Origin of the sequence: Heterorhizobium halophytocola (assembly GCF_017873095.1) — a bacterium.
In the GTDB taxonomy this organism is placed as follows: Bacteria; Pseudomonadota; Alphaproteobacteria; order Rhizobiales; family Rhizobiaceae; genus Allorhizobium; species Allorhizobium halophytocola.
Genome location: NZ_JAGGJU010000003.1, coordinates 1 through 24,328, shown reverse-complemented (window position 1 = coordinate 24,328; position 24,328 = coordinate 1). Strand labels below are relative to the sequence as shown.

At 61.2% G+C, this 24,328-nt stretch carries 28 protein-coding genes and 1 pseudogene; 2 read left to right on the top strand and 27 right to left on the bottom strand.

Annotated features, from left to right (window positions below; genetic code table 11):
• Nucleotides 1-35 precede the first annotated feature (35 nt).
• A complete protein-coding gene (locus J2Z17_RS05630) occupies nucleotides 36-836 on the top strand; it encodes a TIGR04255 family protein (protein WP_209943059.1) in 801 nt (266 codons plus the stop codon).
• The gene (locus J2Z17_RS05625; RefSeq protein ID WP_209943057.1) at nucleotides 823-1,494 is read left to right on the top strand and encodes a hypothetical protein; all 672 of its coding nucleotides are present in this window, start codon (nucleotides 823-825) and stop codon (nucleotides 1,492-1,494) included. Before J2Z17_RS05630 ends, J2Z17_RS05625 begins: the two co-directional genes overlap by 14 nt.
• Nucleotides 1,495-2,127: 633 nt before the next feature.
• Here the strand turns inward: J2Z17_RS05625 and J2Z17_RS05620 are convergent.
• From J2Z17_RS05620 to J2Z17_RS25595, 27 genes and pseudogenes are all read right to left on the bottom strand, one after another.
• A complete protein-coding gene (locus J2Z17_RS05620; RefSeq protein WP_209943054.1) occupies nucleotides 2,128-2,328 on the bottom strand; it encodes a hypothetical protein in 201 nt (66 codons plus the stop codon).
• A 220-nt stretch (nucleotides 2,329-2,548) separates the two neighbouring features.
• Nucleotides 2,549-3,133, bottom strand: coding sequence for a hypothetical protein (locus tag J2Z17_RS05615; protein ID WP_209943052.1), 585 nt, complete (start codon nucleotides 3,131-3,133; stop codon nucleotides 2,549-2,551).
• Between the two features lie 327 nt (nucleotides 3,134-3,460).
• A complete protein-coding gene (locus J2Z17_RS05610) occupies nucleotides 3,461-3,775 on the bottom strand; it encodes a hypothetical protein (RefSeq protein ID WP_209943050.1) in 315 nt (104 codons plus the stop codon).
• A complete protein-coding gene (locus J2Z17_RS05605) occupies nucleotides 3,754-4,155 on the bottom strand; it encodes a hypothetical protein (RefSeq protein WP_209943048.1) in 402 nt (133 codons plus the stop codon). The genes J2Z17_RS05610 and J2Z17_RS05605 overlap by 22 nt, the downstream gene beginning before the upstream one ends.
• On the bottom strand, nucleotides 4,155-4,988 hold the full coding sequence (locus J2Z17_RS05600; protein ID WP_209943046.1) for a lysozyme: 834 nt from the start codon (nucleotides 4,986-4,988) through the stop codon (nucleotides 4,155-4,157). The genes J2Z17_RS05605 and J2Z17_RS05600 overlap by 1 nt, the downstream gene beginning before the upstream one ends.
• 44 nt (nucleotides 4,989-5,032) lie before the next feature.
• Nucleotides 5,033-7,981 (bottom strand): SGNH/GDSL hydrolase family protein, encoded by a 2,949-nt coding sequence (locus J2Z17_RS05595; protein ID WP_209943044.1) that lies wholly within the window; start codon nucleotides 7,979-7,981, stop codon nucleotides 5,033-5,035.
• Between the two features lie 16 nt (nucleotides 7,982-7,997).
• Nucleotides 7,998-10,133: a phage tail protein gene (locus J2Z17_RS05590; protein WP_209943042.1), complete on the bottom strand. Its 2,136-nt coding sequence runs from the start codon at nucleotides 10,131-10,133 to the stop codon at nucleotides 7,998-8,000.
• Nucleotides 10,130-10,540: a DUF6950 family protein gene (locus J2Z17_RS05585; RefSeq protein WP_209943040.1), complete on the bottom strand. Its 411-nt coding sequence runs from the start codon at nucleotides 10,538-10,540 to the stop codon at nucleotides 10,130-10,132. Before J2Z17_RS05585 ends, J2Z17_RS05590 begins: the two co-directional genes overlap by 4 nt.
• Nucleotides 10,527-11,117 carry a hypothetical protein gene (locus tag J2Z17_RS05580; protein ID WP_209943038.1) on the bottom strand — a complete coding sequence of 197 codons (591 nt, stop codon included), beginning with the start codon at nucleotides 11,115-11,117 and terminating at the stop codon, nucleotides 10,527-10,529. The genes J2Z17_RS05585 and J2Z17_RS05580 overlap by 14 nt, the downstream gene beginning before the upstream one ends.
• Complete coding sequence (locus J2Z17_RS05575) at nucleotides 11,117-11,824, bottom strand: hypothetical protein (RefSeq protein WP_209943037.1); 708 nt, start codon at nucleotides 11,822-11,824, stop codon at nucleotides 11,117-11,119. The genes J2Z17_RS05580 and J2Z17_RS05575 overlap by 1 nt, the downstream gene beginning before the upstream one ends.
• Entirely contained in the window at nucleotides 11,824-13,731 is a 1,908-nt protein-coding gene (locus J2Z17_RS05570) for a hypothetical protein (protein ID WP_209943035.1), read from the bottom strand. The genes J2Z17_RS05575 and J2Z17_RS05570 overlap by 1 nt, the downstream gene beginning before the upstream one ends.
• A gap of 6 nt (nucleotides 13,732-13,737) precedes the next feature.
• Complete coding sequence (locus tag J2Z17_RS05565) at nucleotides 13,738-13,977, bottom strand: hypothetical protein (RefSeq protein ID WP_209943033.1); 240 nt, start codon at nucleotides 13,975-13,977, stop codon at nucleotides 13,738-13,740.
• A gap of 56 nt (nucleotides 13,978-14,033) precedes the next feature.
• Entirely contained in the window at nucleotides 14,034-14,408 is a 375-nt protein-coding gene (locus J2Z17_RS05560) for a hypothetical protein (RefSeq protein ID WP_209943031.1), read from the bottom strand.
• An 8-nt stretch (nucleotides 14,409-14,416) separates the two neighbouring features.
• The gene (locus J2Z17_RS05555) at nucleotides 14,417-15,106 is read right to left on the bottom strand and encodes a phage tail tube protein (protein ID WP_209943029.1); all 690 of its coding nucleotides are present in this window, start codon (nucleotides 15,104-15,106) and stop codon (nucleotides 14,417-14,419) included.
• Between the two features lie 12 nt (nucleotides 15,107-15,118).
• Nucleotides 15,119-15,517, bottom strand: coding sequence for a tail completion protein gp17 (gp17, locus tag J2Z17_RS05550; RefSeq protein ID WP_209943027.1), 399 nt, complete (start codon nucleotides 15,515-15,517; stop codon nucleotides 15,119-15,121).
• A gap of 3 nt (nucleotides 15,518-15,520) precedes the next feature.
• Entirely contained in the window at nucleotides 15,521-15,979 is a 459-nt protein-coding gene (locus tag J2Z17_RS05545) for an HK97-gp10 family putative phage morphogenesis protein (protein WP_209943025.1), read from the bottom strand.
• A 5-nt stretch (nucleotides 15,980-15,984) separates the two neighbouring features.
• Nucleotides 15,985-16,308, bottom strand: coding sequence for a phage head closure protein (locus J2Z17_RS05540; protein WP_209943023.1), 324 nt, complete (start codon nucleotides 16,306-16,308; stop codon nucleotides 15,985-15,987).
• The gene (locus J2Z17_RS05535; protein WP_209943020.1) at nucleotides 16,308-16,913 is read right to left on the bottom strand and encodes a head-tail connector protein; all 606 of its coding nucleotides are present in this window, start codon (nucleotides 16,911-16,913) and stop codon (nucleotides 16,308-16,310) included. Before J2Z17_RS05535 ends, J2Z17_RS05540 begins: the two co-directional genes overlap by 1 nt.
• Before the next feature lie 3 nt (nucleotides 16,914-16,916).
• Nucleotides 16,917-17,159, bottom strand: a complete 243-nt coding sequence (locus J2Z17_RS05530; protein ID WP_209943018.1) for a hypothetical protein — start codon at nucleotides 17,157-17,159, stop codon at nucleotides 16,917-16,919.
• A gap of 115 nt (nucleotides 17,160-17,274) precedes the next feature.
• On the bottom strand, nucleotides 17,275-17,712 hold the full coding sequence (locus J2Z17_RS05525) for a hypothetical protein (protein WP_209943015.1): 438 nt from the start codon (nucleotides 17,710-17,712) through the stop codon (nucleotides 17,275-17,277).
• A gap of 78 nt (nucleotides 17,713-17,790) precedes the next feature.
• Nucleotides 17,791-19,062: a phage major capsid protein gene (locus tag J2Z17_RS05520; RefSeq protein ID WP_209943013.1), complete on the bottom strand. Its 1,272-nt coding sequence runs from the start codon at nucleotides 19,060-19,062 to the stop codon at nucleotides 17,791-17,793.
• Between the two features lie 11 nt (nucleotides 19,063-19,073).
• Entirely contained in the window at nucleotides 19,074-19,937 is an 864-nt protein-coding gene (locus J2Z17_RS05515) for a head maturation protease, ClpP-related (protein ID WP_209943011.1), read from the bottom strand.
• Nucleotides 19,915-21,147 carry a phage portal protein gene (locus J2Z17_RS05510; protein WP_209943009.1) on the bottom strand — a complete coding sequence of 411 codons (1,233 nt, stop codon included), beginning with the start codon at nucleotides 21,145-21,147 and terminating at the stop codon, nucleotides 19,915-19,917. The genes J2Z17_RS05515 and J2Z17_RS05510 overlap by 23 nt, the downstream gene beginning before the upstream one ends.
• Nucleotides 21,148-22,878 carry a terminase large subunit gene (locus tag J2Z17_RS05505; protein WP_209943008.1) on the bottom strand — a complete coding sequence of 577 codons (1,731 nt, stop codon included), beginning with the start codon at nucleotides 22,876-22,878 and terminating at the stop codon, nucleotides 21,148-21,150.
• 8 nt (nucleotides 22,879-22,886) lie between these two features.
• Nucleotides 22,887-23,519, bottom strand: a complete 633-nt coding sequence (locus J2Z17_RS05500; protein ID WP_209943006.1) for a P27 family phage terminase small subunit — start codon at nucleotides 23,517-23,519, stop codon at nucleotides 22,887-22,889.
• A gap of 165 nt (nucleotides 23,520-23,684) precedes the next feature.
• Entirely contained in the window at nucleotides 23,685-24,089 is a 405-nt protein-coding gene (locus tag J2Z17_RS05495) for an HNH endonuclease (protein ID WP_209943004.1), read from the bottom strand.
• A gap of 144 nt (nucleotides 24,090-24,233) precedes the next feature.
• Nucleotides 24,234-24,328 (bottom strand): annotated as a pseudogene (locus J2Z17_RS25595) (IS5 family transposase); the annotation flags it as partial.

Below are 24,328 nucleotides of genomic sequence, written 5' to 3'. Positions count from 1 at the left end.
TCGCCGGCCCACGAGTCGCGAAATTGGAGAGATGCGTGGACGAAACTTTGGTTTTCCGCCCTATCAACGATGATCACGCCATTGAGAGTATTAAGTTTTCGGTGATGTTCACCACCGCGCTTAGCCCCAATGCAATCGTCGCTATTGATCAGTCGCATGAAAAATGGCGCGATTCCTTGCCGGCGAGAACACCATTGGAAGTCGAGATTGACGTTGGTGGCCGAGAAGTCAAACTTCCCGGCTTGGTCTTTTCGTTCATGAAGCCTGACGGAAACCCGACTTGGTCAATGACCGTCGGCGGCAATAAGATCGAAATTGAATGCTTCTTATATTCCCGATGGCAGCGAGTTTGGAATTCGGTGCTCCGAATTCTACAAAACGCTCTGTCTGCGATTAGCGCGCTTAAAGACAATTTGCTTATAAGCTCAGTGGAGCTGGCGGTAAGAGATACGTTTATCACTCAAGATCCGGACTACGCTCTCGACCAACTAATGAATCGATGCCGATTCGTGCCCGAGTGGGCGTTCAAAGCCGGTCGCAGCTGGCATTCACACATAGGTTGGATGGGTGACTTCGCCGAGCGCTCCCGCACGCTTCACAATCTGAACGCCGACGTTGTTCCGAGAGAGAGTGAGACCTATATCAAAGTAACCCATTACCAGCTCAGAAACACGGGTACCGACTTAAAGGTTCAAGAACTAATCGATAGTAATCTTGCACAGCTCGACGTAATGTTCAATAATTTGCATGATGTGAACAAGAACATAATGAGCGAGTTAATAACTAAAAAAATGGGGCAAAGGATAGGGCTTAGCAGCGACCATGAGCACTTTTGACATCACCAATCAAAGACTTAGTGCCTACGGTGAAACCTTGTGGGCAAGTGAATATCTCGCCGCTGATTTGGATCTCTTTGATGAGGATGACAGTGATCTGTCCGATTTCGAAGCGATGGAAAAGCTATCTTCACATACAAATCTTCAAAAGCGAGCGGTTCGTGCCCATCGAGCATATGGAAATGTGGTTTATCTGAACCAGGCCTATGTTGATCATGGCACAGCTGCCGTACCACAGATCAAAAGATCTTCAGCGAGCGCCGCAGCGAGAAATCGGGTTGATGACGCAACCGTACATCCGCCGATGGCACAAAACTTAACGAAAGAGCTTGCTCGACTGCAGGTGGGTTGGGCAGGGCCCGACACTGTCCCTCCACCAGATGCGGTAATTCAGGACATCCTCCATGTTGCGTCCTGTCTTCCTTCTAATGTCTCGCAACCGGAAGCAGAAGTTGACCCCGACGATGGATCCGTTGTCTTGCGTTGGCTAGATAAGGCGGGGACAGGGTCTTTTACGCTAACTTTTCTCGGAAAAGGATATGTTACCGGTTTTGCATCAACGTCCGCCCTCTCTGCCTGGAAAATGGCGGTGAGCGAGTATGGCCGGCTTAACAACAAGTTTGCAGAAATTTCGGTAGCGAGACTTATACAATCATAATGCCTTGCTCGACTTGCCCCGATGAGAGCGTTCAGCAGGACGAAGCTTCTCCAGGACCAATCGCGGGAGAGGAACTGCTATGCCGAGGCGCGTTCGGGAAATCGTCTCACTACAACAGTGCCGGGGTGAAACCTAAATTTATCAATGACAGGGATCTCCTGGCGGGATGCCTGTCAGTTTGGCGCATGCCTGAGACTAGGGATAATTTAGAAAAAATTCGCGAAATTCTCAGCGACAATGCACCGCCTCGCAATTCTCTCTGGGATATTTTCTCATGTACAGCAGAAACGCTTAGAGAGATAAGGGCACCAAGTAGCCCTGCGGCGCAGGCTCTCCATGCGTACGATGACTGCATAATCGATGCCGAAGGAGGAAAGGACCCAGATCACGCCTCATTAGCGATTTGCCGCAATATAGGACCGGACGATCTCGCCAAAGACACCCCGGTCTATGTGGAAATACGAGACCTTCTATTTCTACATCTTACGCAGGGCAATGTCTGGACGCTTCCTGTCGACCAGCGGACATGATTACGATAAGGTGCGTAATGTCATTCAGACAACCAATCAGCCGCGGTAAACGCAATTGTAGTCACGACCGGGAGTGATCACGAGACGAAATTCGGAAACTGCCTTACACGAGCATGCCCAGCAGTTGGCTTTCGGACCGTATGCCGGCCATGTAGATATCGAGCAGAATCCTCGCCTCGCGCTTTGCCTCGATAGAATTCTTCGCAATATGCCGCTTTTCGCAGATAATATCGAAGATCTTCTGCAGGACTTGCAGGTCATCGGGCGCCAGCATCCCCGACATGTTCGCGTGCTTCTCAATCATGCGCTGATATAAAACCCGATATCGGGTCGTTTCAATGCCTTTGTGAGCAGGTTTTCGACCTTGTACCGACGATGGATACGGCAAATAACAAGCCGGCATCAGCTTGAAGTGCCATTATCCCGCCCTAGGTTCATATCAATCCTCCATACAGCCGTCTTTGGCGCAGCCTAGCCCGTGTTCGCCCCCCTTCCCTCCGCGAGCGCGGGCCTTTTTTGAGCACCTATTCCGCCCGTGAGAGCCTCTGCTGCTCTATCCGGTCGATCCGATCCCGAAGATCCAGCAAGACATCCCGCGCCCCATACACGCTCCCCTGCGCCTGCTTGATGTCGTCAACCTGCCGCTGCTGATCGGAAAAGCGCTGATCGTAGCTCTGCCAGACGCGATCGAGCTCCTCGCGCGGCACCTGGGCGTCTCGCACTTCCTTGATCGATGAATCCATGCGCGCCCGGTCCTCGGCCGCGCGCGCCTGGCGCCATTCCATCTCCTGCCGCGTGATTGCCGCCTTGGTGAACTCGGCGAGCCCGACATCCATCCGATCCTGCCGGTTGCTCAATGTGCCGTAGACGAAGGTGCCGGCGGCAATCAGCATTGCCGAGCAGACGCCGGCGGCCGACCAGATCACCGGCCATTGCGTCTTGCTATTATTCCGGAGCTCGTTGGAGAGCTGCGAAATCGCAGAGTTGATCGTCTGAAACCCGGTGTTCATGTTGGACCGGAGATCGACGATATCCTTGCCCTGATTTTCTACCCGCTCGCTCAGACGAGCGTATTGGGCCATGGGATCGAAGCCGTTTGAGGTTGTCATGTCCTGCAGTTCTCCAGATGCCATCTACCCCACTGCCCTTGTCGTAGTTTTCCGTTCACGCGCCCGCTGAACCCATCGCTTTTCAGGGTTGTCACCGCTGCTGCTAGGCGTAATCTCCAAGTCAACGTGTGGACGCACGTTGCCCCGGCCCGCGCCCCCTGTTGTTCCCATCACACAAATGCGCGGGCCACCCCTTTTTGATCTGCCGCTAGATCTGGCGTTCAGACGCCATTCACGTGAATGCCCCTAGACCAGCGCAGGGCGAGATCGATGCGATCCGCCAGACTTTCAGGGGCGGTCTGCCCCTTCGATCGCCCCTGAAGGTCACTATTCAGCAGCAAGCCGATTGCGATAATCGTCCCACCAGGTCTTGCAGTCCGCCGACATCTGATCGCGGTTTGCGGCCAGGATCTCCCACCGCTTCTGCAAGATCACCCACGGCTCACCAGCTTTAGGATAGGCCCGCTCCATTTCCGCCACACAGGCCTCGGGAAGCTCTGGAAGTTCTATCCTCACCTTGGCGACGGCCTCGGTCACTTTTGCGCTGGAGAGACGGTCCTGCGTCGTCTGGCAGGCTCTGCCGCTGGCGCCGATCGCGAGCAACACCGCCGGCACGAGAATCAAGGATGCGAGCCGTACCATTTCAGGTCCTCCTCCGATGGCGTGGAAAGATTGCCGGCCGCCCTCGCCTCGCCGGCCAGCCGCTCGATCTCGATCTGCCGATCGCCGGCAAGCTGCGCCGCCGCCTCGGCTCGCCTCCTGGCTTCCGTCGCCGCGCTGGTCGCCGCGTTCCGCAGCGCTCGCTCACGCTCGATCACCGCCCTCGCCGCATCGAGCTCGGCCTGCGTGGCCATCGTCGAGGTCGCGGCGTCGACCGCATTCGCCACCCGCCCGTTGATGACCTGACCGATCACCGGCAGGCTGATACCCTCATAGAGAAGGATCAGCACCAGAGCCGCGATCGTCATGCCGATCAGCAGGGCGGCCGGGATCTTGATGATGTTGGAGAGGTTCGAGAACATCAGAGACCCTTCAGGCAGAGGGCTCGTTCCCGCTCGCGCCGGGCGGCAAGCCCGCGGATCACACGGCCGCCCGCCTTGTTCCACCAGCTCAGCGCCTCGCACCCGCCGGCAATGTCGCCGGCGTTCAGACGCTTGGTCGCAGTGCTTTTGCCGATCGCCTCGATCCCGCAGTTGAACGCCGTCGAGGTATAGGCGGTGTCACGCGACGGGGTGAGACGGTAATTCAGAGTTGCGGGCGTGAAGTAGCCGTGCAGCTTGTTGCGAAATTCCGCGACCTCTGACCGCAGCAGCGCCCGGCATTCTGCTCGGGTCTTCTTCATTCCCAGCTTCACGCCACGCGTCGAGCCCGAGCAGATCGTCGGCACGCCGACAATGTCGAGATAGGCAACCAGCACCTCTCCCTCCTCCTGAGCGATGAAGGGCACCGCAATGTCCAGCGTCTCAGCCTCCGTCGGGGGGGCGGCATGGGCAGCGGAGGTGAAAAGCCAGGCAAGTACGAAGACAAGCGCGACGATCGCGCAGATGCGCAACCATTCCCGCCACTTGGACAGCTTTTGCTCGTAGAGGCGGCCGGTAATGCCGACGACAAGCAGCAGCACGCCCACCCACCAGAAAAAGACGGGATCGGAATCTACCCCCGTCAGCACGAATTTTGCCTCCGGCCAGATCAGCACGACAAGGCCGGCCACCTGCATCCAGAAGCTGATAGAGAGCGCGACTACACGCCGCCAGTTATCGACGATCATCATCATCATCCTTTTCTGTTGTGAGGGAACGGCCGATCGCCCGGACCAGGCGCGGATCTGCACCTGCCGCCAATGGGCGATCAGCATGGAATTGTCCTCTGGTCTCTGGAATTTCCGGAGCGCCCGATTGGTCAGAAGCCAAACAGGCCCACCTTCGAGGCCAGCGCCGCCGCAATCACAGCATTGCCTGCATCGTCGGGATGCAGATGATCGCTGACGCGCGTCACCGTCGACCAGTCGATGGCAACGAAGCGGTTGCCATAGGCAGATGCCAGGGCGGCATTGATCGCCCCGACATAGTCGATCTCCGCCTGACTGGCGTCGGCTGCATAGGGCACCGACAGAATTAGGTAGCGACCGCCATAAGGCAGGTCTGCCACCATGGCGGCGATGTTGGCGAGGATCGCCGCCTGGGCATTGCCGTCGTTACGCCCGGCACCGATGACGAACACCCAGTTCTTGCGATCATCATCCGCCAGCAGCCGCGTCTTGATCTGGGCCGACGTCTCGCCGCCCACCCCCCCGTTGAACACCGGCCGCTGCAGCAACCGCTCCAGGATAGCCGGATAGTCATAGCCGTCCGTCACCCCCGTCGCATTGCCGGCCGTGATGCTGTCGCCATAGGCGGCAATGCGCCCGTCCGGCCGCCTCGTTGCACGGGCGACCAGTTCGCCGTCGGACAGTCCGCGCGCATGCCCCTCGATAGTGCGGATGATGACAGCGCCGGAACCGGAGGCGCTGTTGCGACCGAGCCGCAGCGTCTCGATTCCGGCCGGAAACCCGGACAGGGCCGCCGTTACCACAGCCTTGCCGTTGACCGCCCAGGCCAGTCCTCCGGTTCTGAAGCTCAGCGCCAGACTTCGATCGGTATCATCCGCCCAGGCGCCGAGATCGAGATTGGCGATCTGCACGCCCCCTGCCGTCACCAGCAGGCGGCATGTGCTGTCCACCATGCGGTAGAGGCGGATGCGGTTGCTCTCGGTGCCGTCGTCGAGTTGCAGAACGGTGCAGTCCGTGCCGAGCGGCGCCCGGGCGGTGACCACCAGGCTCGCCGCTCCCTTCCGCAACCAACCGCCGACATCGATCGCCGCCTGTTCGTCCGCCAGTGCCGCCGCCGCAGACCCGGTCTTCACCAGTTGCTGGACATAACCGCGTTGACCGCCGTCGGCGTGGTATCGATAGAGGTAACTTGCGCCATCGCCGGCATAGCTCGTGACCTGCGCCGTGGTCACCATGCGCTCATAGATCGTGTACGTGGTGCTGCCGGCCGGAACGGGGAAAATCATCGCACAGAGCACCCACCCGTCGCGGAGTTTGCGGCAATAGGCCGAGGTCGTGGTGTAGATGCCGTGCACATTGCCGGTCGTCAGGTCGAACACCGCCTGCTTGCCGGCAGCCGTAAGCATGACGCGGCTGCGCGTACCCGCCTTGTAGATCCGCCATTCGGTAAAGACCGTGTCCGCCTCCAGGGCCGCAAAGGCGGGCGCTGAACGAAAGATCTGGTGATTGCCGGTCGCGATGTTCTCGGTCCACTTGGCCGCCTCGTGGCCGCCGGACGGATCAACAACCTCTGCCGTGCCCTGCTCAACCGCGCAGTTTCCCTTCGACCACTGGCCGGCGCTGACATCGTCGGAATAGCTCCACAGATTGCCCCTGTTGTTCTCCAGCAGGAGGCCGACCAGTTCGCCGGTCAGCGGATCGCAGGTGCTGCGGCCGATCCCAATCACGCCCGGCTTCAGCCGCCGGTTCTTGCCTGTCAGCGTGCCCGTGTCCGCCCGGGCTACCGCCAGCGAGGCGCCATTGGCAAAGTCGAGCGCCAGGACCGGCGGAGCCGCTAGCAGAGCCGCCTTATCCGAATCCGAGACGTCAATGCCGGCACGGGTCAGAATGCCGATGATGGCATCGATCGGCACGAGCGCCTGGCCGCTTGAAAGACTAATGTCGGCGGCAGCACCGGCGCTGGCTGTCCCGATCGCCGCCGCCTGCGCGGTCGAGACCGGCTTCTCCGCATCAGCGGTATTGTCAATATTGCCAAGACCTACGTCGGCCGCATTGGGAAGCACAAGGGGTTTGCCGGAGGATCTCTGATAGGAGACGCAGCGCCAGTTGCCGGCGGCATTGACGCACACGAACTCGGCGACATCCCCCGATGTCGTGACGATATTCGCGCCACCCGGCAGCAGCAGCGACGTCGCATTGTGGGTCAGCGTCAGGCCGACACTGGTAAAGTAAAGGGTGCGGCGCGTTCCGAGAGGCGCCGGTCCCAGCGACGCGACCACCGCCGTCCCGGTAACGTTGAAGAACTCGGCGGCAGCAAGATCCATGGTCGCAGCGGAGGCGATATTGCTGCCATAGGTCCAGACGGTCGCAAGCTCGGCGATCTCCGAGCGGGCCGGCGCGGCGAGCGCCTTGCCGCTGTTGCGAAGGAAGGAAATGCAGCGCCAGTTACCAGATCCGATTGATCGGAATATGCCGATGTCGCCGGCGGCCACCGCCATGTTTGCGCCTCCCGGTAGGATCATCGATGTCGCGTTGTAGGTCAGGGTCAGCGCCTGGTTGAAGCGCACCAGCTTTTCCACGCCGTCGTTAGCAATGCCGAACGAGGTAATGGTGGTGCCGCCGGTCACCGACACGGCGTCACTCGACACGCTGGCGAGATCGGTCGAGGCGGCGGAGGCGATATTGGTCATGTGACCCCAGAGCGGTACTGTCTTGGTCTCGACATCGGCGAGCGCGGCAGAGAAGGCCGAGGGCAGCACCAGCCCCGTCAAGGACCAGGATCCGGAGCCCGACGATCCACTTTTGACATAGACGCCGTTATAGGCCGCGTTTCCGTCATTGTAGACGACGCCGAGCGTCTGCGAGGGATGCGCGAGGTCGCCGAACAATGCGGATCGGGTCGCGAAAACGGCGGCATTGCCGACCATCAATCCATTGACGGCGGAGCTCAGAGCGGCCTCCGTCGCGTCGACGAAGGCAAAGATGTCCTCATGCTTCGTCTGATTGAAGCCCGACGCCGAATTGCCATTCTGCGCGTATTTCCGCCAAGCCCAGCGGCCGAGGTCTTTGATCTGGCCCATGAAATGCCCTCGATGTTCAGGAAATGATTGCCGTGTCGGGCCCTGCGAGCGGCCCGGGAATACTCGACCGGTTGAACGGCCGCGCGTAGATGTCGAATGTTCCGGGGTCCGAGAGGATCGGCAGCGCATAGGAGATGCCGCGCGAGACGGCGTAGCGTCCGACCTCGTGCGCCCCCTCGTTCAGGCTGCCGCCGGCCGGCACCCTGAAGACCGCGACCGTATCGAGATGGCCGTCATTCGCCGTCCCGAAATTGGCGATGAACTGGCCCGAGCCGTCGCTGGCGGAAAAGCTGATCAGCGCCTGCGGGGCCGTCTGGTCGACCACCACCGTCACCGGCACGCTGGAACCCTGGTAGTCGAAGGTCTTGCCGCCGGAGATGTTGCGGATCTGCCAGTCATAGGCACCACCGTCCGCGACGGGCGCATAGATTGCGGTGTTGTTGTTCTGGTTCACGCTGGCGTCGTGCCAGTCATTGGCATCGGCCGCAGACACCTGCACCTGCTGCGAATAGCTGTCGGGCAGGCTCGCTCCGCCGGCAGCCGTCCAGGAAAACCGCAAGACAGGCGCGCTATTCGCCTGCAGCTCGACGGCGACGGTCACGGTCAGAAGCACGTCGTCGACATTCGATGGCAAATCGGGCGGCACGATCAGCTCGTTCTGCTCGTCGACCACCGGGTTCCAGTCCGTCGCGCCTTCCCGGAAGATGACAAACGGCGAGGTCACCGTCATCGCCTCACCATCATATTCGATGACGCCGGAGGCACACGCCACGCGCTCGAAGGCGTCTTCCGGCGCAAGGTCGAGGGTGAAGACATAGTCTTCGATCAGGTCCAGCGCCTGCGGCCCCGAGGTCAGCGACCCAATGAAATCCGGGTTGCTCTCATAGAGTGCGAGTTTGGCGAGGCGCTGCGCCTGCGTGCCGGAGGGGCAGAGAAATCCGGAGACCGTATCCGAATACTCCGTTCCGTCCTCGTCGAGCAGACCCGCATGCTGCCAGCGGACCTCGTTCGCCTTGTAGTTCAGCGCCGGCTCCGTGTACTGGAATTTTGCCGTATTGAAGAGCTGCTGCAGCGACCGGCCGCCCTCCATCTGGATCGACAGATGGTCACCGTTTCGCGCGCGCAGGGCAATCCCTGGCGTCGAGCGCATCTTTTCGCGGACGGCAAACCGGCCCTGCTCGTCGAGATAGACATCGGCATTGCAGATCTTGGCGATTTCCAGCAGCCGCGCTTCGTTCTCCGCATCAAGCGACAGCATGCCGGCACAGCGATAGCGCTTTTCCGTACCGCCCCCTCTCAGCGCCACGTTCTCATCGCAGTGGTCGGCAAAATCCGCAAAGCTCCGAAGATTGATTTCGTCTTCGTCATCCGGGTTCAGACCGTAGACGTCTGCAACTTCAGTCAGCAGGCAGCTGCCGGCATTGCCGCTAAAGCCAAAGGTGTGGCTCCGTGGGTCATATACCTCCCGCCACCCATCGATCACGACCTGCAGGGTCGGCATATTGTTCGGGTAGACATCGGCAAGCTTCGATTGCGGCACCTGCTCGACAATCTGCAGCACCATGGCGCAACCGCGATGGCGAAAAGGCGTCAGAGGTGTATCAAGCTCGGGAAATGCGGCCAGCAGTTCCGCAAATGGCTCGTCCAACATGGTGCCAAGCGTTGTCAGCAGCTGAACCCGCGAACGACCCTTGTAGACATATTGATTGGTGGTAACGAAGCCGTTCGCGTCGAGGGTGACTGGCTTGCTGTCGAGCCTGAAGGACACAAAGCCCTCGATCGGCCCCTCGCAGATATAGTGGAGCAGATAGCTTTTTTCGCCCCGCCGGAAACCGAAGACAATGACCGATCCGGCCAGGTTGCGGTGGTAATACCGCCGGCGCGGACTGATCTCCTGCTTGATGTTGGATTGCACATCCGACGGCTTCGGCGAAGCCGGCTTTTCCTGTAGGGCTTTGTTCAGAAGAAACGCACCAGCGGCGGTCACCGCATAGCCGATCCCGAGCGCGATCGTGTTTGCCGCCAGACCAAGCGTCAGGCCGACCGATACAGGCGTCAGATAAGCCAGAATGAAGCCGGCGATGGCCTGCGGCATCCGCATTTTGCGCGCGCCGATGCGGTTTTCGCCGATGAAGTAGAAACCACGTTTCAAGCTCGAAACCTCAGATCCCAGATGATGTCCGGCTCGCGCCGGCAAAATCGAATGCCACGGTCGCCCGCGCGAATGACCCACATCGATCCCGTGCAGATCATGCCGAGATGCCAGCCTTCGGCGGCCAGCAGCCCCACATCGCCGCGCTGGGCCGCACTGCCGATGCGCGGAGGCCCGAAGAGCTCGCATCCGGCCGAAACAAGGCCGCCACGACGATCGACGAGTGCCCTCGCCTCCTCCTCGCTGGAATATCTGCCTCGCCAGCTGGCGCCGGCCAGCGGCCACCCGATCCGCTCCGCCCACCCGATCGGGAAAAGCTGGCAATCGCCGTTGCGCTGGCCAGTCCACTCGAAGGCCTGCGCCCGCTCTTGCGCGAGATAGTCGTCGAGCTCGTCAGTTTCGCGCATCGAACAGGTTGAGTTTCTGATCGACCATCTTTTGCACGTAGATGAATCCGGTTGAGGTGGGATCGCGTCTCTGCTGGTCGCTATGGGTCACCATCGAATTGGCGGAACGCCTGCGGCGAACAATCTTGTCTTCCAGCAGAAGCTCGATCGAACGGGACGAAGGGCCGGACTTCGACATCCGCAGCTTGTCTCCGATCCCGGTATAGACATGAGTCCGGTAGTCGAGCGGGTTTCCATCATCGTCATAGAACTGGCGCCAGAAGATGAACTTTTGGCCCTTGATTTCCCGCTGATCGCTCTCGAAGAAGAACTCCTTGATCTTCCCGTCGTCCATGTCGAGCGAGCACGTCACCTGCCTGGAGCTGCCGACCTTCGACGCACCGAGATTCGAGACATTCGCCAGCCCCTGAAGTCCCAGCCAGCGAATTGTCTCGATTTCGCCGCTGGCTTTTCGGCTGCGCAGCACACCGCCTTCGTTATGCAGATACATCGTCGTCGACTTGAACCGCATTTCGCACAGATAGACGCAATGCACCCGATGGCCGCGGGCATGGAGCCGCATCGTTTCTGAGAGCATCAGTCCACATCCTCGACAAGACGTGTCAGATCCTCGACGAATTCGAGTGTATGCGTCCCGTAATAGCCCGCCACCAGCGCGTCATAGCCTGGGTTCTCGGTCACGCAGTAACCGACAAACACGGGAGCCAGCGAGATTGTGTCCCCCCTGGCTGCCGGCTTGCGCAGTGTCGGGCTGATCCTAATCCGCTGCTGTCCATCCTCGATCCAGGACCCCGCGACCCCATAGCAAAACTCGTCGATGGAGATCGCACATCCCGCCGGCACTTCATCGGCCTGGCTGACGTAAAGAATGCGATCGCTGAGCGCTGCTGCCTCACTGAAATACGTCTCCAGCGTCGGCACGGCGTGACCAACGCCCGTCGCGAACATCGCGTCTGTGGCGAACGGGATACCACCCGGATATTGCGCCCTCGCATCAGCCGTAGCCTCCGCGAAAGGGCCGTCTATGGCGTATCTGTCCGGCATCGGGATGCGCACCAGCTGGCTATCCGCCTCCATGCTGAACAGGAATGCGCGGATCGCCCGCACGCTCTGCTCGTCATGCACCAGCACGTCGAATTTCATACGCCATTGTGCGCCGGAATAGCCGCGCGACCGGCGCATTCCGTTTGTCGCCTCCTGGCCGGGACGGGTGTTGTAGGTCAACGCCACCGCCGGGTTCTGGATCTTCAGGCTGGAGACCGGGAAATCGAGAAAAACCGCCATCAGCCGTTGCGCTCCGTGACCTGCTGCATGCGACCGGCCAGCCCGCTATCATATTTCTGGATGCCGGCCTTGGTGACGCGTTGCGCCACCCCATAGGCTTCGTTCTGGACCGCCGCCCGCCAGTTGCCATCCTCGTCGACGTAAACCCGGATCCCCGCAATGCCGCCGCTGTGGCTCGCGGCTTCCTGCCCCGGCTTTGTGATGCTGACATTTTCCTTTGGCGAGGCCTTGAACGCCACGATCTGGCTGTCGACACCGCCAGCGCCGCCGACATTGAACGATCCGCCATTGGCAAAGCCGAACAACCCGCCGAGCAGCCCCTTGAAAATCCCGCCAAAGGCACCGCCACCGAAGTTGGCGCTCGAAAGCAGGTTCTGGGTGATGCTCTTCAGCGCGTCGAGCGCGACGTCGCGCCACGTCTTCGTGCCATCGATCACCCCGGCGATCGACGAGCCGATACCTTCAAACGCGTCTTGAATGCCCTGCCCCACATCGGACCCGACATCCTTCAGACCACTGAACGCCCCGCGTACACCTTCCGCCGTTGTGGTGGCCGACGCCACGACATTGCCCTGCAGGCTGTCCATGCCGTTCTGCAGACCCTGCATCACGTTGACGCCAACCTCGTGCATGACCTGTGATGGCGAGTGAATACCCAGCGTCGACTTGATACTCGACGTGATGCTGCCGGCGATGTTGGATACGCCCGATTTCACAGAATCCCACTTGGCCTTGATCCCATTCCACAGCCCTTCGATGATCTGACCGCCGATTTCCAGCATCTTGCCCGGCAGGTCGGCGAAGGCCTGGTAGATGTCGCGGGAAAATTCCTTGACCGCGGTGGAGACGCGGCCGAGCTTCTCGACCATCCCGTCCCAGGCCGAGACGAAGCTTGCCCAAGCTCCGGACACGAAGTCCGCGACAACTGTCCCCGCCTGCTGGATCTCCGGCCAGAAGGCGATGACCGCGGCGGTCAATGCGGCGACGCCAGCGATAGCAGCTGCCACGGGTAGACCTATTGCGGCGATCGCGGACACTGCGAGCCCTAGGCCGACAACAACGGGACCAAGCGCAGCGGTAAGACCAGCAACCACAGTCCCCCATTTCAGGATCTCGGGATTGGTCTGCGAAAGCATCGCTATCCATTCGGAGGCCTTGGTGGCCACCTGCGTCACGAAATCGATCAGGCCGCTGGTTGCCAGTGCAATCGCAACGCCCTTCACCGCCTCGCTCAACTGGCGCATCGCGTCGTTATAAGCCTTCAGGCCCGACGCCTTGTCTTCGGTAATGACCGCGGCGCCCTCGCCGAGCTTGCGAAACCCTTCGCCGCTATTTTCAAGCAGCGGGATCAGCTGCGTGGCATCCGAGGAAAGAGCTTCCAGATAGAAGGTCATTTCCTGCTGGCTGGCGCCTGCCTTCTTCAGGCTGTCGTAGTAGAGCTGCAGCGCCTGCGGGCCGGACAGATCCTTGAAGGCATTAGCAGCCAGCCCGACCTTCGGCGCGATGTTGTCGAAGAAATCCTTCATCGCACCGCCGCCGGTCTGGCTGAATTCGCCGACCCGTTCATTCACATCCTTAAAGATGTCGGCGAGCTTGTCGCTCTCGACACCGACGCTCTTGGCAGCATACGCCAGACGCTGGAAGGTTTCGAATCCCGCATTCGAAACCTGCGCTTGCTTGACCGTCTCCTGCACGCCCTCCGCGACGCCCTTCATCGCGGCGGCGAGCCCGGCGCCTGCCGCAGCCAATGGAGCGGTCAGGTAGGTCGAAAGCGAAACGCCTGCCTTCTGTAACCCCTTCCCAAGTTTGGCGACGCTCGCGCTCGCGGACTTAGACCCGTCCTCAAAGGCGCTGGTGTCAAGGCCGAGAACGACGCGAAGGGCACCGATGACTGCATTACCTGCCATGATGATCTACCGGTTGACCCAGCCCTGTACCTTGGCAAGCACCGCTCGCCAGTCGTGGCCGCTGGATTGGTTCTTGGAGGATTTTCGCCAGAAGAGCTTTTCCAGCTTGATGAAGTTTCGCGGCTTTTCCGGCGCATAGGCCGTCAGCCGGGCCGTGTGCCAGGCAAGCCAGGCACGTTCGTCGTGTTCACGCCTAGCCTTCTCGGCACAGGCATCGAGCACCAGCTTGATTTCCCGAAGCGTCAACCCCCAGAAATCCGCACGGGGCTGACCGAATTCGATCCAGGACGACAGCAAGTCGGCTATACGCGTGCCGCCGTCCTCTTCGCGTTTCCCGCTTTCGGCGCCTTTTTCGGCTCGGGCTGCGGAACGGAGGCCATGATCACTTCGCCGAGCGTCTTGACCGCGTCGATCATGCCCATGTCTGCCATGATCTCGCCGGCCTCCCGATCGGTGATGTCAGGCCGGTGTCCGGAAAGTGCGGCTCGGAAATAGCCGCGCAGATAGCGCATATCGAGCTGCTCGGCCTGCGCCTTCTCGAAGAAGTCCTTCAGCAGCTGGTCGGTCGTTTTGCCGAGCTCGTCTTCCAGCTCGCACCATTCATTGGCCGAGATCCGGAAGGAAAGCGTCTCGCCGGCCACCTCGCGGGTGATAATGCCTCGCACCTGGTTCGTCATGGATCACCTCACGTCGCGACGTTTGCGGTCGCGACGGTCGTCGCATCCGTATCGAAGTCGTCGTTGATGCCGGTGACAATGCAGGTCACGGCGCTGCCGATATCGGCGGTCACCGGCACATAGCTGGAGCCCGTTGCGCCGACGACATCGGCGCCGTCCACCTGCCACTGGTATTCCAATTCCAGCGCGCCGGCCCAGACCCCGGGATCGAGTACGAGGGGGGCGCCGACGACGGGGGTGCCGGCGACGACAGGCACCACCAGGTTGCGCGGGGCAGTCGGCTCGGTCATCACCGGTTCACCGGAGACCTTGAAAGTCACATCGGCGGTCATCTTGTCGTCGGTCGGGGCGCTGATCTCGTATCCGCTGCGCGTCCCCCGGAACAGCAACTGAACGCCGTTCGGGAATGTGGTGCGGCACCATTTCCGTCTGCCCTTTGCCGCCCTCAGCGCCTTGTCCGACGGCGAATTGGGCACATAGTTCATCGAGAACGACGCCTCGCCGGGATCGGTCAGGCCGTCGATGAATTCCATCGTCTTGTTCGGCGACTGCATATGGGTGGCGTCCGGCGTGTCGGTGCTGTCGGATGGCGGCGTGACGTCGAACACCTCCGCCAGATAGACGAAGACCGTCGGCGTTTCGATGTCCGCCATCTCGAAAGTGATCCCGTAACCAATACGGGCTTCGGTATCCGGCATGGGATTGTCTCCTTAGGATGAGTGCCAGAGCAAAATGTCGAGCGAACGCCGGAAAAGAGCGCTCGCATTACCAGCCGTCTCAGGCTGAAAATCTCTCGGGGTGTCGATGAATCCGCCTTGAAAACGCACACCGAGGACTGTGCCCCGATGAAGATCCAGCACGCGCGCTGCGGCATTGGCGATGTCGCGGCATTTGAACGCTTGTTTTGAGTAGCCATCGATCTGCAGGCGGCTCTGCTCCAGCCCCGACCGGCCGGAAGAGACGTAGTCCGGGCCACCGCCAACAAGCTGGAAGATGCAATAATCCGGCGCCTTGATACTCTGTGGCAACCGCCCCCAAAACACGTTATCGGACACGAGAGATCGCAGTCCTGCGTCAGAGAGCAGCAGCTCCGTAACAGCCTCTTCCATGGATCATCTGCCTCGCGCGATGCGCCGGGCTTCACGCGCCGCTTTGCGTGCCAGCCTGTCGGTACTTTTCTGGATCTCGAGCGCCAGTCCGTCGCTGATGAGCTGCAAGGCCTTCGCCTTGTTGGCATCCCAGGCCGGCCGCAGATGCGGCTCTGCCGCCTGGTGCTCGTTGCCGAACTCGGTCTGAATAGCGGCAGGATCATTTGGCCCGGCGTACACTTCGACCGGGCTTTCCTTCTTGCTGGTCTTACGCTGGCGCCTTGTGAGCTTCGTGCCTACCCCATACGATGCTTTCAGGTTCCCTTCCCTGACCTGTGCGTTTGCGCGACCCGCCTCTGCGATCGGCTCAGCTGCAGCCTTCAGCACCTTTCGGACGACATTCTTTGCTGTCGCTTTGGGCAGTTCCTTCAGCGCCTTTTCAAGCTCGCGCAGCCCCTCAACCTTGACCTTGACCCTGGACACGTCGGCTACTCCGCGACCGCAATGCAATCGATCTCAAGACCAACGTGGCGGCCGAGCTCGCGCGCTGGGGCACTGACTTCATAGTCCTTGCCCTCGTACCGGATGCGGTCCTGCACGCTAATCGTCCCGAAATAGCGGATATGGAAGGTCAGCACCGTCGAGCCGGCGATCTGCGCGGCGCTGAAGCGCTCCGCGCCGCGCTCCGGCCGCTGTTGGCCCCAGACCGTCTTGACCGCCACCCAATCCTCGATCGGCTGATTGAGTTCATCGCGGCCTGTCTCGCGCCATTCCAGCAGAGACAGCCGCCGATCGAGCTTTCCCGCCCGCATCAGAGACCACTCCGCCGCAGCTGACCGACCAGGTTGTCGAAACTGGCCGAGACTGGGAGGGATGCCACCGAAACACCGATGACGGTGTCTTCACGGTTCTCGTACCAGGCGCCGACCATCAGCAGGATAGCCTGCATCGCTCGATAGGGCACGATGTCCGAGCCGGCCTCATAGGTCACGCTGACAGCGCCGACCTCATCGAGATCGCCGGGGATGGAATAATCGTTCCGGAAACGGCAGAACGCCCGGCCACCGCCATCCGTCCGCAGGCTGAAATCGCCTGTATCGACGGTTTCTTCAACGCCGGTGCTGTTGCGCAATGTCACCGACGTGATTTCCTTGACCGGCCCAAGCGCGAGCGGGATGCAGCGCGAGAAGCAATCGAAATCCTCTCGCCATGTCTGCACGCCCAGGCACCGCCCGCCGAGGAGGCCGCCATACCCGTCCAGCATCTCCGTCGCCGACGCAATATAGCCGGTCAACAGCGCCGCCACCTCGGCTTGCGCCGTGGCATCCAGCGCATCCGCCGAGATCCGGCACTGCGCCATGGCCTGCTCGACGGTCACGATCGGCGCCGGCGGCGTGATGAGGACAGGACGATGCATGGTTCACTCGGCCGCCGTCTGGACGGCGCGAAGAACGGCGATGATGTCCGCCTTCTTCGACGCGTCACCGAGATCGACCTTCGTCTCGGCCGCCTTCACCTTCAACTGCGCGACGGTCAGGTCATCGAGGCCGTCACCATCCTGATCGACGGATTCGGCATGGATGCACTCGGCCCAACCGTTATCGATGGCCACCCGAGCGAGATCGCCAACGATCTCTTCGTCGACGAGGATCTGTCGCGTCATCACTGCATCATCCGGACGCCCCGGAAATTCTTTCGTCACCTTGGCACGCATGGGATTGTCTCCGATCAAAGGAAGTGGCGGGACGGCCGGTCAGTCGTCCCGTCCGGTTCTGCCGTCAGGCCTGGTCGACCTGCGGATTGTCGCTACCATTCCCCTTCAGCACGATGGCTGCGATCGGGGTGCCGGCGCCGTGCGTGCCGGAAAAGTCGGCGAGCAGCTTCAGGTAGCGTTTCCCGCCCTTGTAGCCGACACGGTAGGTCGCCGCCGCCGCGTGCGCTGCGACCAGCGACTTGATGATGCCGCCGTCGGCCACCGTGACCCCGAGCATGTCATCGGTTTCGACGGCGTCGTAGGTGACGTCGTCATCCGAATGGGTGAGCTTGAACTCGATCTTGTTGGTGCCGGAAAACGTGATGCCGCCGATACCGATGGCGAGAATGATCTCGGCGGAATTGTAGTCCCGCAGATCGATGGCGGAAGGCGTGTTATCGGCGGACAATACCGCCGCGCCGATCGCGGTTGCGACCAGGACGTGAGAATGCAGATCCTTCATGGGACCGCTCCTTTTCGGGAATTGAAATGGAAGATCCGGCGGCCGCTTAGCCGCCGGTTGATGCGACGGCGGCGCCGGTCAGGAGGTCGCGACCTTGACCAGCTTGATCGCCTGGAAATTCGTGACGCCACCGCCAACGCGCTTGGTCGTGTAGAAACCGACCTTCGGCTTGTTGGTATAGGGATCGCGCAGGACACGAATACCGATCCGGTCGACGATCATGTAGCCGCGCTTGAAATCACCGAACGCGACGGGGAAGGCGTTGGCACCGATGCCCGGCATGTTGTCGTCAGTGTAGGTAGGCTTGCCGAGGATCGTCGGCACGTCGGCTGTTGTTGCAGGCGCCGCCCACAGATAGTTGCCATCGCCGTCCTTCATCTTGCGGACAGTGCCCATGGTGGCGTCGTTCATCAGCCAGTTCGCATTGTTGCGCATCTGCTGCTTCAGCCCGTAATAGGTGTCGATGAACACGTCCGCAGGCGCTTCAGTCGCGAAGGCCGAGGCTGCACCGGTCGGGATGTAGCCGAGCTTTCCCCATTCCCAGTTGGCATTGGCGACCGCGTTGTAGGCCAGTACGCCGCGCGGCTTCTTCACACCGTCGCCGGAGACGAAGGCCGTTCCTTCGAGTTCGGAAAAGGTGATCTGGACCTCGTCGGCCAACCAGGCGGCAATGTCGATGATCCCGTCGTCGAGCATGCGCTGCGTCGTGAACGGGTTGGCGTACAATTCCATGACGTTCAGCACGATTTCGCGCAGCGTCGGCGTGCCCGTTTCCGGCCGCGCCTCTTCTTCGCCGACCCAGCCACCGCCGGCGCCGCCCATGCTGACATATTTCGTGTAGGTATCGGTGCCGATCGGCATCACGGTCGCGATCTGACGCATGACAGACATGACACCAAGCACGCGGTCGATCGTGGTTTCGACTTCCTTCGGCACAAGGAAACCGCCATCGGGGTCCGACTGTGTCGTCAGGGAAGCCTTGACCTCCAGTCCGGCGAGATCGTTGTCGACGCCCTTACGGAACCACTTGTCGAAGGCCTGTGCGTGTTCCTTGGCGGCAGGGCTGAGAGCATCGCCACCGGCGCCGCCGAGCTGCGCAGCGGCGATCAGCGCATTGGTGTCATCGAGTGCCTTCTGCAGATTGGCGACCTCAGCGTTGATCCGGTCGACTTTTTCCGTCTGTACGACGTCGGCAAACTTGGCATTGATGCCTTTCAGTTCCTCGTCGCGTGCGGCCTTGAAGTCCTCGAAGGTCTTCTTCAGCTCATTGAGGATCTTCGTGGCCGCATCGCCTTCGGCGCGCACGATGCCGGTCAGACCACGCGCGCGGGTATTGAGAACCATGTTCATGGCTCGCTCCTTTAGGATTTGAGGATGTCGATAAGCTGCTGATAGGCAGCGACGTCTTCGCCTGCATCGCGCGCGGCGGAATTGGGGCTTGCATCGCGCCGGGCCCCGGGATTTGCACCAAGCTCGGACAGGAGGTCCGAGCGCTGATTTCTGGAAAAGCCGGAACGCGCCAGCGCGGCTTCCACCTGGCGGCGGGCCTTGATGCTGTCGCGATCGACGCTGTTGTTCGCCTCACTCTGATCGAGCTTCAGGCTCTCGTCGACCCGGTCCGCAAATTTCGACTTCACCGCATCGCCTGCCCCCATGAATGTCTCCGCATCCATCAGGCTTTCAATATCATTTCGCTTGGCGCCGGTACGGGCCTCATAGATATCGGCGATTGCGGAGTCGAAGCCGTCGAACATACTGGCCGCCTCGCGCATGTCGTGGCGATTGCCAACGACCATGCCCCAGGCATTGTGCACCATCATGAACGAACCGAGGCCCATGACGATCTCGTCACCGGCCATGGCTATGATGGAAGCCGCGCTGGCTGCCCAGCCCATGACCTCGATCGTCACCTTGCCCTTGTGGGCGCGCAGCATGTTGTAGATGGCGATGCCTTCGAACATGTCCCCGCCAGGCGAGTTGACCTGCACCCGCACGTCCCGCTCGCCGATCGACCGCAGCGCCGCGGAGGCGCGCTTTGCGGTAAATCCGCCGCCGGACCAATAGTCCTCGCCGATCACGTCGAAGATCGTAATGACATTGTCGCCGGAGCTGTCGGCCGCCATCGGCGTCGTTGCCCAGCGTGCCATGACATCGCTCGGCGCATCCCACTGGAAGTTCTGCGGGCGCTGAAACGTCTTGGCTTCAGGCAGGTTTCTGAGGGTCATTGGTCGCTCCTGTTGTGGCGCCCAGGCGCTCCGGCAGTTCGTCGCTGCCCTTCTTCGGAAGATCTGAAAGCCCGCGCACTTCCGGCACGGTCATCCATGGCATACCGCCGCCGGCGCCCAGTGCCTTGGTGAAGAAGTCCGCTTGGTCCTTCATCGAGCCGCGCAGCAGCGCCCGCTCATTGAACTTGGGGTCGTATTCGTCCCGCTCGTCGTCTGTCAGAAGGTCCCGGCTGATGGCCTGTTCCCAGTTGGTGAACTGCGGCGCCAGGCCGTAAGTGACGAAGAACTGCCCGAGTGCCTCGATGCCGGAACCCCACGATGTGTCGTCCATCATCAGCAGCGGCCGAGGCGCACCGAAGATCCGGCCGACCTCCTGGATCTGGAACCCGAGGTTCTCGACCTGCTGGTTGTCGCCGAGCTTGAGTTCGAACTGCTTGGCCTTCATGTTTTCGAGGATTAGCCAGCGCCCTGCATTGACCGCCCCACTGCGCTCCTCGATCTGGTCCTTGGCCAGTTGCCTTTGCTCGGTCGTGAGCTTGGTTTCACCACTCTCAAATACGCCGCCGGCGTGCAGGCCATTGTCGAATAGCTTCTGGACTGCCTTCTTGATGCTGGAGGTGATCCCGATCGCGTCATGGGCCTGATCGATCCGTGACGAGCCTGAAACTCCGTCCTCAATATCCAGATCGCGGATGGCCAGAACATCAGACTGGCGCAGCGTGCTCTTCACGCCGTTCGAATTGGTCACCTCGTAGCTGATCGACCAGTCCCGATTTTGCTTCGGCTCGACGCGAAACTTCGCCAGCGGCTGCAACTGATAGACACGATCACGCGAACGAACGATCTGGGCATAGGCCGCACCATTCTTGAGCAGCATGACCTGCATCAGGCGCTTGAACTCATACGGCGTCTGCCAGTTGTTCGGCTTGCGATGCAACACCTTGAACACCGGATGATCGGTGGCCTTGCCTTTCGCATCGTCCGCAAACATCAGATGCAGCGGAAGCATGCCGATGCTCTCGCAGTGCAGCCGCACCGCCCGATTGACCGCGCCATTGCGCAGGATCTCAGGAGACTTTCCCGACGCCAGTCCGCGGCGGATCGCCTCCAGGAAGGCCGGATCGGTCGCGCTGTAGGACTGACCACCGCTCGCGCTCTGGGTTGCAGCCTTCGGTGTTCCGCCGCCAAAGACAGCCCGGAGCCAGTTCATTCAAAGCACCTCGATTGTGGCTTGAGCTTCGTCTTCGGTCGCCATGGCAAGCCCAACACCCATGACCGTGGCGACCATGCCGTCGATCTTGTCGAGCGAGTTCTTCTTGTCCGGCACATAGTTCAGGTTTGCGTCGAAGCGGACCGAGCAGTGCCCGGCCATCCATGCCAGGACCGGATGTCCGCCGTGTTCGACTTTGCCGGCGAACACCAACCGCTCGAATTCCTTCGTCGGCCCGCCGAGCGTCTGGTGCCCCTGCCGCATCTCGATCTGCAATTCGGCATCCATGCCGTCGAGCTGCAGGTCCCCGGCCAGCTTGCGGGCATTCCACGGGTCGAAGCCGAAGGCCTGCACGTCGAACTGGCCGCAGGCCTCGGCGATCGCCACCTGCACGAAACTCTGGTCGACGCTGTCGCCCGGTGTCGTGCGCAGCGCCCCGTCCTTCACCCATTTTTTCCAGTCGACCCTGCGATCCTGCTCGGCTCGCTCGTCGAGCGTGGCCTCCGGGACCCAGAAAAGCGGGATGATCACCCACTTCTCGTGTTCATCGTCGGGCGGAAGCACCGCGACCAGCGCGGTCAGGTCCCGTGTCGAGGAGACATCGCAGGCCAGGTAAGCCTTGCGACCCTTGTGTTTGTCCCAGAGGCGCGGCCAGGACTGCTTGTCCGCTGTGCATTCGGCCCATTTCGACCGGGGCAGCCAGCCGGAGAGCTGATCCACCCACCGGTTCAGGTGGTAGCACTGGAAAACAGCTTCCTGCGCCGGACGGCCCTTGGCCTTCTTGAACTCGGTTCGAAGGTAGTCGAGCGTCGGCGTCAGGCCGAGGCTCGGATTGGCCTTGCGCCAGACCGTCTCGTCGGTCCAATCGTCTTCCTCGGCGATCCCGAAGAACACGACCAGCGTCGAGGGATCGTCGATCTCGCCCCGCATGATCGACATCGACTCTTCGAACCACTCGAAGCCGGTGCGGTTCTGCTTCCGACCAGAGGTCGAAGCGTAGAGCTCGATCGGCTGCAGCCTGGCGCCCGTGCCCTGCCGCAGCGTGTCTGCGAGCTCGCGCGTCTTCCACTCGTGAATCTCGTCACCGACGATGACGGTCGGCGAACGTCCGTGCTTTCCGTCCGGCGCCCCTGTCAGCAGCTGGCAGAGCGACGTGGTCTCGCGCAGGAAGATGCTCTTGTCGTGCAACGAGATCCGCTCATTTCCGTGGGCATCCTCCAGAAGACCGTCGGCCTCCCGAATGATGTCCTGCATCTTGCCGAACGGTACCCTGCCCTGGTCTTCATTGCGCCCGAAGACATAGGCCTCGGCACCATTGACCCGCTCCAGCACGAAGAACAACACGCCGAGAGCGGCCAGGAATTCGGATTTCCCGTTCTTGCGCGGTATCCACAGATCAAGCCGGCGAAACACTCTGACGTGCTCGACCGACGGCTGGTGCGTTGACGGGTCGATGACCTCGATCGGCTTCTTCCACCCGACCAGAAGCCGAACCGTGATCGCCTGCCACTTGACCAGCTTGAACGGCACGCCGCGAAAGCGGTCATTCGTCAACCGGAAGATCTTCGGCCAGCGCTCGACGACCTTGGCGGCCTTGGCGTGATCGAACCATGCCCCCTCGACCGCTGCAGCCCGATCCCATCCGGACACGGCCCAGGCATAGTCAGGATCGTCGGCGACCTCGGCCAGCCAGTCTGGATAAGGCACGGCCAGCGGATATTGCGCGGCCATGGCTGTCCTCAGTTTGGCAGGGCTCCGGGCGGCGGGCTGTCAGCGCTGTTCATCAGGTCCATCGGGTCACTGCCGGCCGCCGTCGGCTGTTCCGGTTTCTGGCCCGTGGCGCTTCCACCCAGCGGCAGACGTCCCTGCCCGGCATTGAAGCTTTCGGTCTTGACCAGGTCAGCATCGCGCATCGGCGTGAATCCGAACTCCGCATCGAGCAGGCGCAGCGCCGTCTCGGCCTTGGCCATGAAATCGATCGACGGATGCGTGCGGTAGACGTACTCGCCGTGCCCGAGCTTCACCTTTACCGTAGTGCCACCGTTCGGCACCTGCTTGCGGACCTGTTCGGCGCTGGCGAGGTAGAGCTGGGTCCAGATGCAATAGCGCGTCAGCGCGTTGCGGTAGCCTGGCCGCCGGCGCCCGGCCGATTTCAGGACCTCGGAAGTCTCGCCCCAGATCTGGATGGCCCGCGACCAATAGGCTGGCGCCCGCTTGAACTCGGCCGGCAGCGGATAGGGGTTGTCAGACGTGGCCGGCATGGCCTCTGCGGCCTGCGCCGCGGCCTCGATTTCCTTTTCGACCTTGCCTTTACGGCGGCCGGGGAACCCCTTGGCTGCCTGCAGCAGCGGATCATCCTTGCGCCGTCCCATATCCGATCGCTCGCATCCAGACCGCCCGCCTCGATGGCAGCGTCAAACAGACCCTCGCGGGTACAGAAAAAAAAGATATCGCCGAAAATACCGCGCCGACTTTTTGCATGTGAGGCCGCCGGTCTCCTTCCGGCATGCTGCAGACTTTTGCCCACCCCCCGGGGGTCAGGCCTCATCGGCCCGTATGCCCCTCGCGACCCTGACGGCCATGGGGCTGTCGAGCCACAGGTCATCCAGTGTCGCCTTGCGGTGGGCGTAGAGCTGCTCAAGGCGCTGCTTGACGCTGTCGTGATGCCACTTGCAGCACGACTGCCACATGCTCGTGTCCCAGAACTTATCGGGATCGCCGTGGTGAGGATCGACGTGGTCGACGACAGTGGCTGCGACGATCACGCCTTCGGCCTCACAGCCTCGGCATATCGGATCTCGGCTCAGATGCGTGATGCGAGCCTTTGACCATCGGCTGTTGTAGCCGCGTGCGCTGGCATTACCTCGCCATTTATCGGCTTGCTGCTTCTGCTCTTGCCGCGTCGGCGCGCCTGCTGGTCGGAATTGCCTGGGATGTTTCATGTCGCAACAACCCGGCCGCTGCCATTCTGCCCGTTCAAGCGAGTCTCAACCTAATCCCCCTAGACAAGTTGCTGGGCAGTAAGCAATAGATTTCAGATCACTAGCTGGGGGAATTCATGACTGAGGGTTGGCTTAAGAAATTGACTAGGCCCTGTTGACAAAGTATGGCAGCCAAATCTTTGCGGCGGCCAGAGCGAGGAATGCTGAGAAGGATTTCCGTGTTTTGTCGTATCGGGTCG